This window comes from Paenibacillus tyrphae (assembly GCF_024158745.1).
GTDB lineage: Bacteria > Bacillota > Bacilli > Paenibacillales > NBRC-103111 > Paenibacillus_G > Paenibacillus_G tyrfis_A.
Map to the genome: position 1 here is coordinate 23,173 of NZ_JAMZAW010000026.1, position 18,219 is coordinate 41,391.

The window sequence follows — 18,219 nt, forward strand, 5'->3', positions numbered from 1 at the left end:
TGAAAATGGCAGGGATTACGCCGACGAATTTACAGTTCCTCTTGAAGTACAAACAACGCAGGCTGTCGAATCGCGGCAGCTTCGACTTCCGCATCTCATCGGTCCTATTCGGATGACATTTTACGCGCACACCGTAAAACCATCTATAAGAACATCGGGCCATGGACCGATGAGGTCGATGGCTTTTCCGTTACCACCATCTCGATCCCAAGGAGGGGAAAACCATGATGACCGACTTTCGTCAACCTATATTAGAAGAATTGTGCCACATCGAGCGGCAGGAGCAGGTGCGCATCCTGTACGCCTGCGAATCGGGCAGCCGGGCGTGGGGGTTCCCGTCAAAGGACAGCGACTACGATGTCCGTTTTCTATACGTCCGGCCTGTCGAGTGGTATTTATCCATATTTGATCAACGGGACGTGATCGAGCGGCCGATCAGCGACAAGCTCGATATCAACGGCTGGGATTTGAAGAAGGCGCTGAACTTATTCCGCAAATCGAACCCGCCGCTGCTGGAATGGCTGCAATCGCCGATCCCGTACTACGAGAATTACTCTGCGGCGGAGCGTATTCGCAGCATCTCGCCGCTGACGTTTTCCCCGAAATCGTGCATGTATCATTATCTCAATATGGCGAAGGGAAATTACCGGGAGTACTTGCAGGGGGAGCAGGTGAAGATCAAAAAATATTTTTACGTGCTTCGCCCGGTCCTGGCCTGCGAATGGATCGAGCGGTTTAACGCGATGCCGCCGATGGAATTCGACGTGCTGGTGGACCGCTTGGTGCCGGAGGGCAGCGAGCTGAAAAAGGTCATTCTCGAGCTGGTAGACCGTAAAATGGCGGGAGACGAAATGGACTACGAGCCGAGAATCAACCCCATCAACGAGTTTTTGGAACAAAAAATGAATCATTTCGAATGCACGGCCGTTCATTTGAAAAGCGCCGAAGGCGGACAGGCTCATGAGCTTGACGTGCTGTTCCGCGCCGTGCTTAGCGAAGTGTGGGAGAACAGGTGATTGACGATGATAAACTGGTTTAATCAAAATACGCTTTATCCATGGGCCGGCAAGCCTTCCATCTATGAGTACATCGTGTCCGCACTGGGTGACCAAGGCCGGCTCAATGACGCCAGGCTGCCGGATGACGACGAGTATTGGGCCGGGCATTCCGTGCGCTGGGTCGCGGGGGGCATGGACGGGACGTTCAGCCACCACGCCGGAGGGCAGGCGGAGACAGCGAAAGTGCAGGCGCTGGTGCAGCTTCTGGTCAAGCAAAGCCGGAGTCCGGGCAGCAAAACAAGACGCGCCACGTACCTCAAGCTGATGCAGGAGGATATGCTGAGCGTCATTGACCCGCTGCTGGAGTCGCTGCGGGAGCACACCGGAGTCGTGATTCCGAATCTGTACCAGGAAGCGGAGTGGTTCGCGAGATCCGGGGCGCATCGCAATGTCGTCAAGCTGGGAATTGCGCTGCTGGGCCAGTTCGAAACCGAGAGGCACCGGGAGCTGGTCGTTACGCTGGGCAAGCATGACGAATTTACGCTCTATTCGGCGGTTGCGATTCGGGGCAGTCTGGACAACGCCAACGAGACGCTGTTCGAATTGGCTAAGGCTGTAGACGGCTGGGGAAAAATCCAATTGGTCGAGCGTCTGGAGCCGCAGACGCAGGAAATCCGGGACTGGCTGCTTCGCCATGGATGCAGCAACAGCGTCATGAACGAATATTTGGCCTGTTACTGCGCCCGTAACGGCGGGCTGGCCGAAGCGCTGTCGCAAGCCTCCGTGGATCTCGAGCTGTATGACGGGGCAGGGGTCATCCTCTCCGCGCTGCTGTCCGGTGGGCCGGCCGAAAATATCGACGACTACGAGGATGCAGTGTCAGCGGTAGGTGATTTTCTAAGGCATTCGCAGACGATGTGCGTGACCACAGCGCAGCTGTCGGTTGTGACGGATGTTTATGATTTTCTAAACGAAGACAGTCAGCGTTGGGAGCAGCGGTATGAGAGGGGCTGGTCAGGCGATCTGCGCGAAGCCTGCAAGCGGCTGTGCGAAAACGTCATCCACAACGAAGAATGGCCGGCCAAAATATGGGAAGCTATCCGTTCGAAGGACAGCGCGGTACGGCAGCATGCGATATATGCAGCCAAACGGCTCCGTATGGACATCTGGGAGGAGCTGTTCGGGCAGCTTCCGGAGCATCCGCTGGAGAGCGGCATGTATTATGAGCTTGCGCGAACAGATGAACCGGAGCGGATGGACCGCTTGGTCCGTTATGCGGAAGCGCATCTTCCGCTGGAGGAAATCGCCAGCGGTCCGCAGGATGAAATCGGCTACGGCGAGCAGTACGGGCCGCATCAATGCTTGCAAAGCCTACTGCAGGCGCTGGACGTCTTTGAGGGCCACGGGACGAAGCTGGTTGTCGCCGGTTTGCTGAGCCCGGCAACCATGAACCGAAATATGGCGTTGAAATGTTTGGAGGCATGGCTTCTTCCGGACTGGGGAGAGGAAGTGGCGGCGGCTTTGCAGGAACTGATCGCCTGCGAGCCGAATGAACAAGTAAAGGAACGAATTGCGAAGCTTTTGCAGGAAAAGGAGCTGACGGCATGGCTTATCAAATCATAGACGGCGTCCGCGTCTGGGGGAACCCGGAGGCAGGCGCTTTGGCGCAAGCGAAAACGTGCGCCGAGCATGGAAATGTCGTGCAGGCGCTGCTGATGGCGGACCATCACAAGGGCTACAGCCAGCCGATCGGCGGGGTGATCGTCTACGAGGGACAAATCTCGCCGTCCGGCGTTGGGTACGACATCGGGTGCGGGAACAAAGCGGTGCGAACGAACATGCTGGCTGCAGATATCCGGCCACGGCTAGGGCACATCATGGATGAGATCGCACGGAACGTTTCGTTCGGCATCGGGCGTGTAAGCAACAAGAAGGTGGATCACGAGCTGTTCGACGATCCGGATTGGTCGGTGTATTCGTCGGTCGGGCGTCGTGAGCACCGTAAGCTGAAGGCGCTTGCCCGCGATCAATTGGGGACCGTAGGCAGCGGGAATCATTTCGTCGATTTGTTCGAGGAAGCGGGGACGGGACGGCTGTGGATCGGCAATCACTTCGGCAGCCGCGGGTTCGGCCATAAGACGGCCAGCGGCTTTATTAACCTTGCGGCGGGCAGGGAGTTTTTGACCAACGCTCCGGGGGAGAAGATGGACCAGCCGCCGGTGCTGCTCGATCTGGACAGCGAGCTTGGCGATATGTATTACCGCGCCATGAAGCTGGCCGGGCGGTACGCGTATGCCGGAAGAGATGCCGTCATCCGTCAGGTGCTGGCGATTCTGGGAGCGGACGCGAAATTCGAGGTGCATAATCACCACAATTACGCCTGGAAAGAAAACCACGGCGGACGCGAAACGGTGGTCGTGCGCAAAGGAGCGACGCCGTCCGCTCCCGGCCAGCTTGGTTTTATCGGCGGCAGCATGGGCGACATCTCGGTCATTGTCCGAGGCAAGGATACGGAGGAAAACCGGGCGGCCTTCTACAGCACGGTGCATGGCGCGGGAAGAATTATGAGCCGCACGCAAGCGGCCGGCAAAATGAACTGGAAGACGCGCACCCGCTCGGGCGGCCTCATCTCGGAGACGCAGATGCACGAGGCTGTGAGGAGCTTCGGCGTCGAGCTTCGTGGAGCCGGGACGGACGAAAGCCCGTTCGTGTACCGGAAGCTTCGGGAGGTGCTGGACGCCCACGCAGAGACGATCGAGGTGATGCATGTGCTGAAGCCAATCGGCGTATGCATGGCCGGTGCGGACGAATTCGATCCGTATAAGGACTAGCCGCTCTAATTTTTAATCCAATTTTGAACTTCTTTTAAGGTGTGCTTAAGCTTCGAGCCGCATACTAAAGAAGATCCCGTTACTTAACATATATCTTTGATCCCCGCCGTCGCTGCCATCGACGAGGCGGGGATTTTTTTTGAGCGTTTATGCGTCGGAAATGCGGCTACTCCACGAGCGGAGCGATTTTCGGAAACACGCGCAGGGCGGTTTTGTAAAAGACGTGCTCATGATACGCCTCCGGAATTAGCTCCTGTACGAATTGCAGATAAGGCTGCACGGGGGCGAGCGGCCAGTCCGTGCCGAACAGCATCTTCTCGTAATGGTCGCAATATGTCACGGCGTGGCGCAGATGGGCGAAAAAGAGCGGAGAATCCTTGAGCCGCGCGCATTCCGCGGCATCGCCAACCATCAGGCCGGACAAATCGGCGAATACGTTGCGGTTCTTGTAGACGATCTCGGCTCCGTCCAGCACCCATGGGTCGCCGAAGTGGGCGATCATGAAGTTGACGTCGCGGTGGGCGACGGCAACCTCGTCCACCGTCAGCGGGTGGGAATATTTCAGCAGACCGCGCTCCGAGTACGTATCCCCCGTATGGTAGACGACCGGGACCTTATACTGCTTCGCCAGCTCGTAAACCGGCTGGTAGACGTCATCGTAGGCATAGTACGGATAGTAGCCGAGGTAAATTTTGATTCCGACTGCCTCCGGCCGCTGCAGCGCTTGTTCCAGCGCATCCAGTCCGGCGTTGCCCAGCTTGAACGGATTAACGCCGGGGCAGTACACGATCTGCCCCGGATACGACTCCACCATATCAAGTCCCATCGGCGTCGGGGCTTCCCGATCAGGGAAGCCTCCGGCGGCGGTCTCCGTCACTCCCATGCCGATCCCCAGCACAACGCCGTTCTCGGCGTATTCGCGCAGCAGCCCGTCAACGGAGTAATCGACGAACGAGCGATTTTCGGCCGTTTCCTTGAACGAAGCAATATGAGACAAGTGCATGTGCGCATCAATGATTTTCATTCCATATTACTCTCCTTCCGTGTCACTGGTTTCAAGTATAAGAGGGAAGGCGAGTCTGCGTAAAGTATCCAAGCTGTCCGTCGGCAGCGGGGCGTCCGGGAAGACGAGGAATACCGGAGCCGAGCGGCTTACGCTTCCGTGAGGCAGACGAACCCTCCGCGTGAACGATAGGCAGCAGATCTCCTTGTTCGTGTAGACCGAAGGGCGGTTGGCGTCTTCGTCCGTCACGATGTGCATGACCCCGGTCCGGCTATCTAGGCCGAACACGTAATCCTTTGTCTCGCGCACGCCGAGCTCCCCGTTTCCGAGAGGGTAACGCAGCGTTTTGCCGTTCGGAGCGCAGGTTTGCAGCCACCCATAGCCGTCCGTCTCGTCGGGACGAAGGAACAGCTCGCTGAGCATCGATTTGTCCAGATACGTCCCGGTGTTCTGACGGATGTCCGTCATGTAAGCGAGCACCGGTACTCCGGGGAGCATCAAATAGTAGCTGTCCATGGTTGTCCCTTTGAACGTATCGTGTTTCCGAATGGATTGGCGGACCCGGATGCCTGCCCAGATGTTGCCTTTCTCATCGGAGAGGTGGACAAAAGCGGCGGAATGCTCTTCTTTGCGCACGGATAACGGACCTATCTCGTCGAATTGGCCCGACAAGCCGCCGGTCCAAGGATTCCACCACGACTTCGCGCCATATTCGGGAAATCCGGAAGCAAGCCATTCCTGACCCCCGACCGCAAGCGAGCGCAGCCCGGGGTAATAGTCGGCCGAAGCCGAGATGCGAATGATTCCATTGTCAGCCTCAAGCACCGAATAACCGGCTTCGGTCGATGCCTTGCTGCTGACTTCACCGGCCGAAACCGGGAACAACGCGGTATGATACGCTTCTTCATGCGCACCGAGCTGCGCTTCCACCCGGACGACGCAGCAACTGGATGCCGGCGCAGGCAGCATGAAGCGGGCTTCCGTCGCCTCGTCGTCGGTCGACAAATGCACCTGCTCCAGCGTTTCGGCCGCATCCATATAGCGGGCGGAGAGCTCTCCTTCCCATACGGTCTGCTTCGCATCCCGAAGCGTGACCGGCACTTCTTCCGCATCCGGCGGCACGAACGGATTTCCTTCATTGGCCGTCAGCTCCACATGGCGGAGCGGCGGCGCCGTCGTTTCCTGTCCGATGCGCTTCAGGGCAAATTCCCGGAACGAGGCCCAATCGTCGAACCCGCCTAGAGACAAGAAGATCGTATCCGAGGTTTTCGTTTCTCCGGCTTCCAGCCGTCCGAAGCGGGTTTCCAGCTCCATGTACCAATCGCCCATATTCATCCGGTGGCTATCGGACCAGCAAATTCCGTATGCGCTTCTGGCGCCGCAGGCGAAGAGCCAAGGCTCGCTAACCTTGGAGCCGTCCCAATACTCGAAATCGATGCCGTGCGAGTCGGTCGTTTCGACGATTTGACCGTCATAAGGCAGAACGATTCCGTACAAGTCGTGACGAATGCGCTGGGAGATCCACATTTCGCTGACGACGGGGGCATCCGAGTCGTTTTCCAGCTCCTGCCACAGCTTCGCCGTTCCGTCGGCGTACAGCAGCGTGTGGAGATGCAGCAGCAACTGCGGGAACGCATCCGAGCGGTATGTATGGCAGAAGCCGACCGCTCCCCGTTCTTCTTTAAGCTCGACACGTACCGGCTTCTTCCGGGTAAATTCGGCGGAATACGGCTTCCCTATCGATGGCGGGTAGATCATGATTTGTTCGTCCTTCCGGTTCCAGGCCCGAAGGAACGCTTCATTATGATCCTTATCGTATTCGATCCCATAGCCGCCGTTCACGGCAACCCGGTTGTCTTCCGTCTCCCCGGTAAACATCGCCCCGGGCCCGGCGAAGGCTCCGCCAACGAAACGGGTGAACGGCACCTCCGGCCCGTTGTCCGGAACGGCCCGGATTTGAAGCGGGGCTTGGTAGAAGCCGTAGTCGAGCAGGCGGTACGGAACCGCCAGCGAGATCCGCTCCTTCGCTTCCAAGCGCGTTTCGAAAGCCCGTTGTCCGAGCGCAAGCCAAGCTTGTTCCGGCAGCTCGAAGGAGAACGAGGCCGTCTCCGGGAAATGGTTTTCCATATCGAGGTACAGGACGTAATCCCCGCCAAGCGCATGCCTTGCATCCGGTACCCGCATTGTCAGGCCGGCCGGAAATTTCGGGACGATGCCGACCTTGAGCAGTGCTTCCAGACCGTTGATTCGCACCCGCGTTTGCACGGCAGGGCAGGTGCGCCATTCGCTTTGCTCTTCCTCGATGGCTCCGACGAAGAAACGCGCGGCGATCCGTTCTTCGCCTTCCACCTGCAGCTCGCTTTTCCAATCGAATTCGACATTGCGGTCCGATTCGCCCTGAAGCTCAAGCTTAAGCGGGGCGCCCGATTTGTTCACGATGCGGTATTCTATATTGTACTCGCTTCCGAATACCGGCTCGGCCTGCTCCGCGGTTGCGGACAGCAAGTAGTCCTCCGTTTCGATGAGGCAGATGCCGCGGCCTCTGCGCTCGATATCGACGCGAAGCGATTGTCCGTTCTTGTCCCACGCGTAAGTGTAGGTATCGAAGCCGTTCACTTTATCGCCGTCCGGTTTCACTTCGAGCGTCCGCTTCAAATCGGCGTACCAATCGATATCTTGAAGATAAGGGGCAAGCGCTTCGCAAGCCGCCACCTGAGGGATGAAGTTCATAAAGTGCGTCGCGTCCTCGCGGTCTTCCCAGAAAAAGCCGCATTTCTTGTACAGCGGTACCGCCTTCATGTTGGCTTCCCAAGTGTACAAATCGACACGAGGCCAGCCCAGGCGGATTGTTTCCTCCACCGCCCGCAGTACGAGTATTTTGCCGATTTTTCGGCCATGGTAGTCCGGGCGTACGTTCAACAGCTGGATATACAGCGCGCCGGTATCCTCGCGGTATTCGCCCAGGCTGCAGTATCCGACGACTTGACCGTCGCAGATGGCTAGGAAGACGGCCAAAGCATCCGAGTTTTCCTCGTCCTGGCGAATCTGCTCGGCTGTCCGGACGGCCGGTCCGCCGCCCCATTCGTCTTGGCTCCGGTTCCACATCTCGGCTACGCTCTCCGCATAATCAGGGTGGTAATGTACGATGTTCACATGCGTTGTCATTTCGTTTCCACCTCGGCTCTAGTAAAATATAGAAGATAATGGATATACGTGCGAGAAGGGAGGAAGGTTGCAGGTCCGGGAAAAAAGAAGGGGAAGACCGCTCCCGCGGCGAAGCAGTAAACGGCCGACAGCTAAGGAAGCGCAGCTGTTCGCGCACAACGACGGAAGGAGCGGGACGAACATGAACAGACTGTGCATCATCCCTTGCGGAGCCAAAAAAATATGGGATACCGCCGCCGCACCGTCGGGTCCTTGCCCGGCCAACCGGGCGTACATTTCGCCCCTTCACCGAAAATGTCAGGCGTATGCGGACCGCTTTTTTGATCATTGGGCGATATTGTCGGCCAAGCACGGTTTTTTGCTTCCGGACGATAGGCTCTACGAAAATTACAATGTCGCCTTTGGCAGCGGGCACCCGGAAATCATTTCATTGCACGAGTTGAAACGTCAAGTAAGCGAAAAACGGTTGGACCGATTTGAGGAAGTCGTCGTGCTCGGCGGCAAAAAATTTACCGGGATCGTTCCCGAAGTGTTTTCCGGGGAGACGCGGATTTATTTTCCGCTGGTCGAGAGCCGAGGGATCGGGGATATGCTGCAAAAGCTGAACCGCGCTCTGGAGCGCAACGAACCGTTCGATGGCGTTGTCGGAACAAGGCAAGCGGGCTTGGAATAGGAGGAACTCCCGCCGCCGTCATATCGACGGAGCGGAAGCTGCGGGAGAGTCAGGAGCCGTCCGGCTGCAAATTCCGATTGCCGCAAAACTCCTCGATCGTTTGCGCCTTCATGTCGTCCAGCGGGAATCCCGAAGGATAGTTAGTATACATCAGCATAATTCCTTGAAGTGTTGAGGAGAAGTGAAGGGACCGTTTTCGGGGATCGGGGGCCCCCAGCTTCTCAAATATTTCGCATTGGGCCTCGAACTGCTCCGCGTAGGCGCCGAGCAGCCGGTTTCCGTGCCTGGCCACAACTTCATCTTGTCTCGGACACGTGAACAAGTTCAGGTAGAAGCGGAATACTTCCGGCTGCTCGCGGACGTTGTCCAGCGCCCCTTCGACGATGTGGCGCAACTGCTCGGCAGGGGTTTCTTTGGCGGCTGCGGCTTGCATCACTTCGAGCACCTCTTCGATACGAAGATCGACCATGGCGGCCAAGAGCTCCTCCTTGCCTTTGAAATAATTGTAGAGAAGGCCCTTTGAAATGTCCGCTCGCTTGGCTACATCGTCGATGGAGGCGGAATGGAACCCTTTCTCGATGAAAAGCTCCGTGGCCGCTTGCAAAATTTTATCTCGGGCGGCGCGGCGAATCCGCTCGTTTTCCTCCGGCGTTCGGGGCATGTCGTTACTCCTCCAGAAACTGCAAAATCGTATGGGAGACCTCGTCGGGATGGGTTAGCATAGGCATATGATCCGTGCCGTCGATCCACACGAGGCGGGCATTCGGAAGCTGCCCGAATTGCTCGGCGAGCGGGAACAGGTCTGGGCGGTCTAGTGTGCCGATCATGAACAATGTCGGTGCCGCAAGCTGGTCCAGCCTTTCGACGGCGGGAGGCTGGGGCCATACCGATTCGCCGCTTTTCCAATCGAACCATCGCTTGATATTGTGTCTAATCATTTCGTGCATAAATGCTTGGTGCGGACTTGCTTTGACGACGTCATAGGACGGAAAATCGAGCGAAAACTCGGTCATTTTCTCCGCATCCGGCGCCGCGGCGAGAACGCGCTGGAACCGCTCCTCGATATCGGGGGCACTCTGGAAGCCCGTGACGGAGCAAGCGATGAGCACGAGCTTGGACACCCGCTCGGGGTACGTCAGGTCGAAGTCGACGGCAATCTGGCCGCCTATGGAGTGGCCGACTAGTATGGCCTTTTCCAGGCCGAAGTGGTCAAGAACCATTTTTACATCTTCGACGTAATTGGCTGGCTCGACAGGCGCCGGCGATTGTCCGGCTCCCCGGCCGTCGAATACAATAACCCGATAGTTTGCCGCAAGCCTCGGAATGACGAACTGCCAGGTGCGCATATCTGCCCCGCCCCCGTGAAGCAGGACGATCGTCTCGTCGCCCGCCCCATGAATTTCGTAGTGAAGATCCATCGTGATTCCTCCTCCGACATATGTTCCGCAACAGCGGATAGAGTGATGACCGGACCGTGACGCGTAACCGAAGCGATGGGAAAAAGTGCCATGGTCCTTGCAGCTTTAGTATAATTTATGACTGAACATACAGTCAATATAAAAATGGTTGCATACATAGAGAAAGACCCGCAGCAGGTGCGGGCCTTTGTGCCGGATTGCTTTTTAAAATGGAATTTGTTCCGTGATAAACGCATAGTCATGCTCTTCCGCCCACGCTTGCAGGCCGCTCCAGAAAGCCTCGCACGCCAGGAAGACGCGGTCCGGGTCCGACAGCTCGCCGGACAGCACGAGCTGTGCCAGCGCGTCAAAGCCGTCAGGCCGGTCGGGCAGGGTCATGGCTTCGGGAATGACCTTGGCTCCCGTAGAGTAAGTCGTCCGATGGTGCAGCCCGATGAGCATCGCGCCGTAATGCGCGGTCTCCATGGCCAGATAAGGCAGATACGTCCGCGGGCCTTGGGCGTTGGCATTGCGCCATTTGCCGGCGAATTCGAACATTTCGCCGACCAGAATGCCGCGGATGTTTTCCCGGAAATCGGCTTCGTCCGGTGACTGGACCGCTGCTTTCAGCTCATCGAAAAAGCCGTCCGGGTCGTACAGCGGAAGAGCCGTAAGGAAGGCGCCGTGGGACAGAGGCCATGTATCCTCGACGGTCCGCGCGTACTGCAGCAGTTCCTCCTCGCTGTACACGTTCACCTCCGCTTTCCAGGTCCCGGCCGCCCATTCGTGGCTGAAGTCGACCGGTTCGTCTCCCGAGCGGAGAACGCAAAGCATCTCGGTGTCCGAGAACGGTCCGTCCGTACCGCGCGCCATGGAGCCGTAGAGGCCGATCGCTTTAATGTTGTCGCCGTAAACCTGCTTAAGCCGGTCGGCAATTTCACGGGCAATGGCCCGTCTTTCTTCTTTGGTTACCGCCTGTGGTCCGTTCATTCGTTTGCACGCTCCTTGATAAAAGTTGAGGTTGATTTCGCGCACTGCTTCGAACGGAGGCGGCGGTCCCCGGGGTTAACGGGGGATTTTTAGGCGAGGCATGAGCATCGATCTCCTTTTGGCAAAAAATGTACGATTGTCTTACTCTTACGCGCGAGAGGGGATAAGGTTTCAGCCAAATTCGGCTATGCTTTTTTGGGCCAGAAGGTATAGCTGAAGCTCCATACAAAATCGATCCCCAGTACGATCGCCCAGCGCCAGATCATGCTCCACAAGTCGGCCGTCCGGCTGTCGTCGTCGACGAACCAGATCATGCCGAGCAGAATCAGGCAGCCGACGGTCCAAGCCAACAGGTGAAGAAACCACGTCTGACGCTCGCGGCGGGCGTGGGCTGCGCCGTGCTTGGGCTTCGGTTCGGGCGCCGGAGCCCCTGCGAACCTGTGTGCGAACCGTTTGTCGGCCCACCGGATCATCCGGTGGCCGAAGGCGACGGATACGCCGATATAGACGGCGGCGAGGCCGTGTATGAAGCTGGCGGTCGCCCCGTTGCGCAAATCAATGACGGTCGCGATAATCAGGACCAGATCGACCACCGGCGTGGCGACCAGCAAAAGAGCTCCGATTCGTTTCATGTCCAAAATATAGCGGAAGACAAGTCCGGCGGCGACAAACACCCAGAAGCCAATTTCACAACCGATAATAAATGCGGCTATCGTCATACAATCAGTCCTTTTTTTCTTTTTTTTGATACACTTGTGCTACTAAGCAGGGTTTATTTTAGCACTATTGTATTAAAAAAACAACCGTGCTATAATCGGGACATGCCTAAAATCGTAAACCATGAAGAGCGACGGGAGCAGTTGGCGGAAGCGGTGTGGCGGATTATTCGCCGGGAAGGGCTGGAAGGGGTCAGTGTGCGCAGTGTTGCGGAGGAAGCCGGCATGTCTCTTGGCTCGCTGCGTCATTACTTCGATTCGCAGTCGGCTTTATTGGCTTTCTCCATGCGGCTCGTCGCCGAACGGATAAAAAAACGTATACAGTCGCTTCCGCAGGACGGCAATCTCCGGGAAAATATCGAAGCGCTTGTCGGTCAAATCGTGCCGCTGGACGAAGACCGCTTGGCGGAAAGTCAAATCTGGATGGCCTTTTCGACTTTTGCTTTGACCGAGCCGGGCTTGAGGCCGCTGAGCCGGGAAATCCACGATTCGCTGCGGGACATGTTCCGTAAAATCTTCGAAATCCTCGTCCAGTCGCAGCTGCTGAAGCCGGGCCTTGATACGGAGCTGGAAGCGAAGCGATTCCACGCGTTGGTGGACGGTTTGCTCGTACACGGCGTCATCGCGCCAGAGGTCATGTGTGCGGAAGAAATTGCGGGGATCATTGCACGGCATCTGGACAGCTTACTTGTGCCGTAACGCTGTTGTTGGCAGAAAGAATAAAAAGAGCCTGTCTCGACTGAGATAGGCTCTTTGATATGGAGAAACGTTAAGTTAATTCAAGGCTTACCCGAACTGGCGCAGCGCCGAATGGCGGGTCGGGCCGACAAAGCCGTTCAGCGGAAAGCCGTGCCGGATGGCCGCGCTGATGAACCGTTTGGCGGTACCGACCGCTTCTTTGACGTCGGCGCCTTTGGCAAGCTCGGCCGTAATGGCCGCGGAGTACGTGCATCCGGCACCATGCGTATAGGTGGTGGAAATTTTGTCCGATTCGTACAGCTCGAATGCCTTTCCGTCATAAAGCAAGTCGACCGCCTGCGGATGATTCAGCTTCGCGCCGCCTTTGATCAGGACGTACTTGACGCCTGTGGCATGGATGATCTGCGCCGCCTCTTTCATGTCCTCAAGCGTTTGAATCGGCGGACGGTTCGCAAGCTGCGCCGCTTCGAACAAATTCGGAGTAACGACGTCCGCGATCGGGACGAGCAGCTCCCGCAATGCTACGGTGGATTCGGGATGGAGCGCCTCGTCGTTGCCTTTGCAGACCATTACAGGGTCTACAACGATGCGCTGCAGCCCTTTGCCTTTGAGCGTACGCGTGACGAGCTCAATCAGCTCGACGGAGCCGAGCATGCCCGTCTTGAGCGCATCGACGCCGATGCCGTCAAGCACGGTTTGCAGTTGGGCTTCAACGGTAGGCAAAGCGACCGGATGAACGCCGTGGTGCCATTGGTTGTTCGGGTCCATCGTAACGACTGTCGTGAGAACCGTCATTCCGTAGACGTCGCGTTCTTGGAACGTTTTCAAATCGGCTTGAATTCCAGCGCCGCCGCTTGTATCGGAGCCGGCAATGGTTAATGCTTTTGGTATGCTCATTGTACTTCTCTCCCCGGATGAATGAAGTTGCATTTATGACCTATCCTATCACGTTGGCGCAAAATTTCAATCGAAAATTCGCGGATTCCCCCAAAAAATGCCAAAAAATGACTACCGCCGCTGTTTGGCGCCCTGTAACAGGCGCATCATTTGGGCCGCCGCTTCGCTCGCCCACTCCGCGGCGCGCCCGACCGCTTCCTGCAAGTCGCAAGGCTTGCGCACGATGGGCAAAGCCGCCGTCAGTCCGAGCTCGTCCAACTGCTCCGCAGGCAGCTCCAGGCTGCCGCACAAGGCGACTACCGGCACTCCCGCCTCTCGGGCCTTGCGGCAGATGCCCGCAATCGCTTTGCCGGACAGCGTCTGCCTATCCAGCCGGCCTTCGCCGGTGATTACCCAGTCGGCGTGCCGAAGCTGCGCTTCGAACTTCGCCTTCTCCAGCACGATGTCGATGCCGGAGCGAAGCTGCGCGCCGAGGAACGCATGCAGCCCGGCTCCCATGCCGCCGGCCGCACCTCCGCCGGGCAGCGTGAGCACATCGATGCCGGTTTGCCGGCGAATGACGTCGGCCCACTGCCGCAGCGCCCGATCCAGCGCCTGCGTCATGTCCGGCGTCGCGCCCTTCTGCGGGCCGAAGACGGCGGAAGCGCCCTCCGGCCCGCAGAGCGGGTTGCGGACGTCCGTCGCCGCGACGAAGCGGCACTCCGCGAGACGCGGGTCCATGCCGGAGGCGTCGAAGCCGGCGAGCCCGGCGAGCGCTCCGCCCCCGGAGGGCAGCGGGACGCCGTCCGCTCCGTACCATCGGACGCCGAGCGCCTCCAGCATGCCTGCCCCGCCGTCGTTCGTCGCGCTGCCGCCGAGGCCGATGAGGAACTGCCGGCATCCGTGGTCCAATGCGGCCCGAATCAACTCGCCCGTTCCGTAGGAGGAGGCGGCAAGAGGGTTGCGCCGCGCTTCGGGAACGAGCGGCAGCCCGGACGCCTGCGCCATTTCGACGACGGCGGTGCCGTCCTTCAGGATGCCGTAGACGGCCGTGACCGGCTCTCCGAGCGGGCCGCGAACCTGCACTTCCACCCGGGTACCGCCGCAGGCATGCACAAGGCTGTCCACCGTGCCTTCCCCGCCGTCTGCGACCGGAAGCTCGACGATGTCGGCATCCGGGACGACGCTCCGAATGCCGGAGCTTATGGCACTACACAGCTGCAGAGCGGACAGCGAGCCTTTGAACGAATCCGGCGCAATCACGATTTTCATGTACCATTCCCCCACGAATCCATGGAATAAGACGATTATACCACCGCGCCAAAAGACGTATCCAACATTTCCGGCCGGTCCCGGTCAGCGTTTCGTAAGGGAAATATCAGGAAGCCATCCGTTCTCCTTCTGTCGGCGCTTAGATACAATGGTAATGAGTGGATAGAGAGAGGAAGTGCTGAGATTGACCTATCGAACAGTTGCGAGGGGCGTCGGATGGGGCGTCCTGTTTGTCGCGCTGCTGCTGACGCTCGCGGCCTGCAAGCCGGAGATGAAGCCGCCGGAAGAGGTGATGGACACATTCGTCGCCGCCTGGCAAAAGAAAGATTACGCAGTCATGTATCCCAGTTTGACGAGCCATGTTAAAGAATCCGTCACGCAAGAGGCATTCGTCAGCCGGCATCAAAACATTTATGAAGGAATCGGATTAACGGAACTGCATATCACGGCGGAGCCGACGGAGAAAGACCCGAAAGCGAAGACGGATCAAATTCGGTATAAGCTGCATGTGGAAATGAAGACGTCGGCCGGACCGATCGAGTTCAACCAGACGGCGACGCTCCGCAAGGAAGAGCGCGCCTGGGGAGTGGACTGGTCTTCGGCGTTTCTGTTTCCGCAGCTAAAGGACACGGACAAGATTCGTGTGCAGACGCTCCCGGCGAAGCGGGGAGAAATACTCGACCGCCAAGGCCATGGACTGGCCATCAACGAAGATCAATGGGAGGTCGGACTCGTACCTGAAAAAATGGCCGAGCCATCCGACGAGTCCGTGAGCAAGCTGGCGGCACTGCTGAACTTGAAGCCGGAGGATATCCGTGCCAAGCTCGGCGCTTCGTGGGTAAAGCCGGAGCTTTTTGTCCCGATCGCGCTAATCCCCAAAGGCGATCCGCGGGAGAACGAGATGCTTACGGTTCAAGGGACGGCTTACCGGACGAAGAGGGTACGTTCGTACCCGCTCGGCGCGGCGGCGGCTCATTTGACGGGCTACATCGGCAGGCTGAACGAGAAGGAGCTGGAGAAGCGCAAGGATAAAGGCTACCGGCCGGACGACTGGATCGGCAAAACCGGGCTGGAGTTGACGCTGGAGGACCGGCTGCGCGGCCGGGACGGCCAGCGCATTTACATTACGGATGCGGAGGGCCGGGACAAAGCGACGCTCGTGAAGCGCGATGCGGTGGATGGCGAAGACGTGAAGCTGACGATCGATGGCGGCATGCAGCGGGCGATGTACCGGGAGCTGGAGAACGATGCGGGAGCGGGGGTGGCGATGCAGCCGCTGACCGGCGAACTGCTTGCGTTGGTCAGTACCCCGTCTTACGATCCGAACCTCTGGATCTCGGGCATTTCGGCCGAGCAGTGGAAGCAGTGGACGGAGAACCTGGACAAGCCGCTGTTCAACCGATACGCCAGCGCTTATGCGCCCGGGTCGGCGTTCAAGCCGATCACGGCGGCTATCGCTTTGGAGCAGGGGGCGCTCGACCCGAAGGAAGAGAAGACCATTACGGGGAAACAGTGGAAAAAGGATTCGTCGTGGGGGAACTACTACGTTACGAGGGTGTCCGAGGCGGCGAGCGCGGTGAATTTGACGAAGGCGCTGATGTATTCGGACAACATCTATTTTGCTCAGGTGGCGCTAGGTTTGGGAGCGGAGCGCTTCGAGAAGGCCGCCGGCAAGTTCGGATTCGGCGAGAAGCTGCCGCTGCCGCTGGCGGTCGATGTCTCATCGCTGTCGAACAAAGGCATCAAGAAGGAAATTCTGCTGGCGGACTCCGGCTACGGGCAAGGGGAGGTCGTCATGTCGCCGCTGCATGTGGCGGATGCGTATACGGTCTTCATGAACGGCGGCAATATGATCAAGCCGGTGCTTGAATACGACGGTCGGACGACCGGCGAAGTGTGGAAAAGCGGATTGATCCGCCCCGAGGTGAGCCGCATGCTGACGGAGCAGATGAAGGAGGTCATCCAGAATCCCGCAGGCACCGGCCGCGCAGCAAGAATCGACGGGCTGACGCTGGCGGGCAAGACCGGTACGGCCGAGCTGAAGCAAAAGAAGGGGGAGTCCGGGCAGGAGAACGGCTGGTTCGTCGCTTACGATACCGACAAGCCGAAGCTGCTCGTCGCTTTGATGGTGGAGAAGGTGGAGGCGAGGGGCGGCAGTCGTCACCTTGCCGAGAAAATCAAGGTCTTGTTCCAAGGCTTCGCGAAGTAAGCAGCCAGTGCTGCTGCCTGTGAAACCCCGCATCCGTTCGATCATACACGAGGAAAATCCAATGGTTCCCAATTTCGATAGTTGTGATAAGATGGGAAAGGGGCTTGCGGGCCCGCGCCTCAATCGAATCAAGGCGAATGTTCGAAACGAAGGAGCAATTTTGGATGACCCGAGACCTTGAGGATGTGTGCCTTGGGCGGCATACGCAGCTAAAAGGCGGCGCCTACCGAATTGAAGAACGGCTGGCCTCGAGCGAGCTGTCCATCGTTTACATCGGAAGCCCGGCTGAGGGAGAAGAAAGGCTTGCGATCAAGGAATTTTATCCCGGAAGCCTGGCTTTAAGAGATATGGACGGGAAGACGGTCTTATGCCGCCGTCCTTCGAGCCGCCGGAAGTTTGAAGAGCTGAACGATGCCTTCCGGAGGGAAGCTTCGATTCTAAGCCGGCTCCGGCATAGGCATATCGTCGAATATATCGACCATTTCGAAGAAAACGGGACGAGCTATTTGGTAACCCGTTATTGCCCGGGCAAGCCGCTCGTGGATTTGATCCGGGAGGAGAAGCCTGCGGCGGCGCATTTGATTCGGAACGTGCTGCTGCCGTTTCTGGATACGGTGGACTTCGTGCACCGGCAGGGCCTCATTCACCGGGATTTGAAGCCGGGGAATATGATGATTTCGGAAGAAGGCTGGCCGGTGCTGCTGGATTTCGGTTCGGCCGTATCACTCGCCGAGCCGGACGTCCGTCCTATCTTTACAACGGCGGGATTCTCCCCGCTGGAGCTGTATTCGGAGAAGGCCAGGCAAGGGAAAAAGGCCGATTTATACAGCGCCGCCGCGATTTTATATTACAGCTTCACCGGGCGCGTGCCGGCGAACGTTTCCGAGCGGCTGATCGAAGACCGCATGGAAAGTGCGAGAACCGCGAACCCGGAGATCGGTCTGCTGCTGTCGGGTATGATCCGGTGGGGGCTTGCCGTTCAGCCGCGCAGAAGATGCCCGTCGCTGAAGCTGCTTAAGGCCGCTTTGCGGCTGGAATATATGCGCCTGAAAGCCGGGATGCGGCGGAAGGGCTTGGAGCCGCCTTCGGCCGTAAACGAAAAATAGAGGAACTGTGGGGGCTCTATTCAGGTCATTTGCCCGCTGTGCCTCCGCTTAGAGGAACTGTGGTGCTTTATCGATGCTTCGCAGGCACGGCGGAATATTTTTCGACACGGTTAGGGTGTCCCGAGTTCCGCTATGTTCCGGGGGAAAGCGCAAGGATTTCGGATAGCGCATCGTGGTTCCTCTAAGGCGTGTAAGCCGCGCAATCGTGTAACTGTGGCTTCGAAAGCTGCCGAAACGGCGCTCAATTCGTTACCGGACATAGCGGCAGTTCAGGTTGATTGATA

Annotated in this window: 15 protein-coding genes; 7 read left to right on the forward strand and 8 right to left on the reverse strand. The window is 58.2% G+C overall.

The window, feature by feature from the left end; genetic code table 11:
- Positions 1-227 precede the first annotated feature (227 nt).
- Genes NI000_RS29750 through NI000_RS29760 form a run of 3 tightly spaced genes read left to right on the forward strand, consistent with a single transcriptional unit; the run spans position 228 to position 3,829 of the window.
- Entirely contained in the window at positions 228-1,016 is a 789-nt protein-coding gene (locus NI000_RS29750; protein WP_253415041.1) for a nucleotidyltransferase domain-containing protein, read from the forward strand.
- 6 nt (positions 1,017-1,022) lie between these two features.
- Positions 1,023-2,621, forward strand: coding sequence for a limonene hydroxylase (locus NI000_RS29755; RefSeq protein WP_253414985.1), 1,599 nt, complete (start codon positions 1,023-1,025; stop codon positions 2,619-2,621).
- Complete coding sequence (locus tag NI000_RS29760) at positions 2,603-3,829, forward strand: RtcB family protein (RefSeq protein ID WP_253414986.1); 1,227 nt, start codon at positions 2,603-2,605, stop codon at positions 3,827-3,829. The genes NI000_RS29755 and NI000_RS29760 overlap by 19 nt, the downstream gene beginning before the upstream one ends.
- A gap of 166 nt (positions 3,830-3,995) precedes the next feature.
- Here the strand turns inward: NI000_RS29760 and NI000_RS29765 are convergent, their stop codons facing one another.
- Together NI000_RS29765 and NI000_RS29770 are read right to left on the reverse strand one after the other, a co-directional pair.
- Positions 3,996-4,853, reverse strand: a complete 858-nt coding sequence (locus NI000_RS29765; RefSeq protein ID WP_253414987.1) for an amidohydrolase family protein — start codon at positions 4,851-4,853, stop codon at positions 3,996-3,998.
- 6 nt (positions 4,854-4,859) lie between these two features.
- Positions 4,860-7,997, reverse strand: a complete 3,138-nt coding sequence (locus NI000_RS29770; protein WP_253414988.1) for a GNAT family N-acetyltransferase — start codon at positions 7,995-7,997, stop codon at positions 4,860-4,862.
- 181 nt (positions 7,998-8,178) lie between these two features.
- Here NI000_RS29770 and NI000_RS29775 point away from each other — a divergent pair, with 181 nt between their 5' ends.
- On the forward strand, positions 8,179-8,670 hold the full coding sequence (locus NI000_RS29775; protein WP_253414989.1) for a DUF6884 domain-containing protein: 492 nt from the start codon (positions 8,179-8,181) through the stop codon (positions 8,668-8,670).
- A 49-nt stretch (positions 8,671-8,719) separates the two neighbouring features.
- On the opposite strand, the gene NI000_RS29780 is transcribed toward NI000_RS29775, so the two are convergent.
- The 4 genes from NI000_RS29780 to NI000_RS29795 form a co-directional block, all read right to left on the reverse strand.
- The gene (locus NI000_RS29780) at positions 8,720-9,331 is read right to left on the reverse strand and encodes a TetR/AcrR family transcriptional regulator (protein WP_253414990.1); all 612 of its coding nucleotides are present in this window, start codon (positions 9,329-9,331) and stop codon (positions 8,720-8,722) included.
- Positions 9,332-9,335: 4 nt separating this feature from the next.
- Positions 9,336-10,088 (reverse strand): alpha/beta fold hydrolase, encoded by a 753-nt coding sequence (locus NI000_RS29785; RefSeq protein ID WP_253414991.1) that lies wholly within the window; start codon positions 10,086-10,088, stop codon positions 9,336-9,338.
- A 204-nt stretch (positions 10,089-10,292) separates the two neighbouring features.
- The gene (locus NI000_RS29790; protein WP_253414992.1) at positions 10,293-11,057 is read right to left on the reverse strand and encodes an ANT(4')-I family aminoglycoside nucleotidyltransferase; all 765 of its coding nucleotides are present in this window, start codon (positions 11,055-11,057) and stop codon (positions 10,293-10,295) included.
- Between the two features lie 185 nt (positions 11,058-11,242).
- Positions 11,243-11,776 carry a hypothetical protein gene (locus NI000_RS29795; protein ID WP_253414993.1) on the reverse strand — a complete coding sequence of 178 codons (534 nt, stop codon included), beginning with the start codon at positions 11,774-11,776 and terminating at the stop codon, positions 11,243-11,245.
- A gap of 102 nt (positions 11,777-11,878) precedes the next feature.
- On the opposite strand from NI000_RS29795, the gene NI000_RS29800 reads away from it, so the two are divergent.
- Positions 11,879-12,472 (forward strand): TetR/AcrR family transcriptional regulator, encoded by a 594-nt coding sequence (locus tag NI000_RS29800; RefSeq protein ID WP_253414994.1) that lies wholly within the window; start codon positions 11,879-11,881, stop codon positions 12,470-12,472.
- An 87-nt stretch (positions 12,473-12,559) separates the two neighbouring features.
- On the opposite strand, the gene pdxK is transcribed toward NI000_RS29800, so the two are convergent.
- On the reverse strand, positions 12,560-13,369 hold the full coding sequence (gene pdxK / locus NI000_RS29805) for a pyridoxine/pyridoxal/pyridoxamine kinase (RefSeq protein WP_054971846.1): 810 nt from the start codon (positions 13,367-13,369) through the stop codon (positions 12,560-12,562).
- A gap of 111 nt (positions 13,370-13,480) precedes the next feature.
- Positions 13,481-14,620: a glycerate kinase gene (locus NI000_RS29810; RefSeq protein ID WP_253414995.1), complete on the reverse strand. Its 1,140-nt coding sequence runs from the start codon at positions 14,618-14,620 to the stop codon at positions 13,481-13,483.
- A gap of 184 nt (positions 14,621-14,804) precedes the next feature.
- On the opposite strand from NI000_RS29810, the gene NI000_RS29815 reads away from it, so the two are divergent.
- Positions 14,805-16,829: a penicillin-binding transpeptidase domain-containing protein gene (locus NI000_RS29815; protein ID WP_253414996.1), complete on the forward strand. Its 2,025-nt coding sequence runs from the start codon at positions 14,805-14,807 to the stop codon at positions 16,827-16,829.
- Positions 16,830-16,993: 164 nt separating this feature from the next.
- Positions 16,994-17,935 carry a serine/threonine protein kinase gene (locus tag NI000_RS29820; RefSeq protein ID WP_253414997.1) on the forward strand — a complete coding sequence of 314 codons (942 nt, stop codon included), beginning with the start codon at positions 16,994-16,996 and terminating at the stop codon, positions 17,933-17,935.
- Positions 17,936-18,219: the final 284 nt, after the last annotated feature.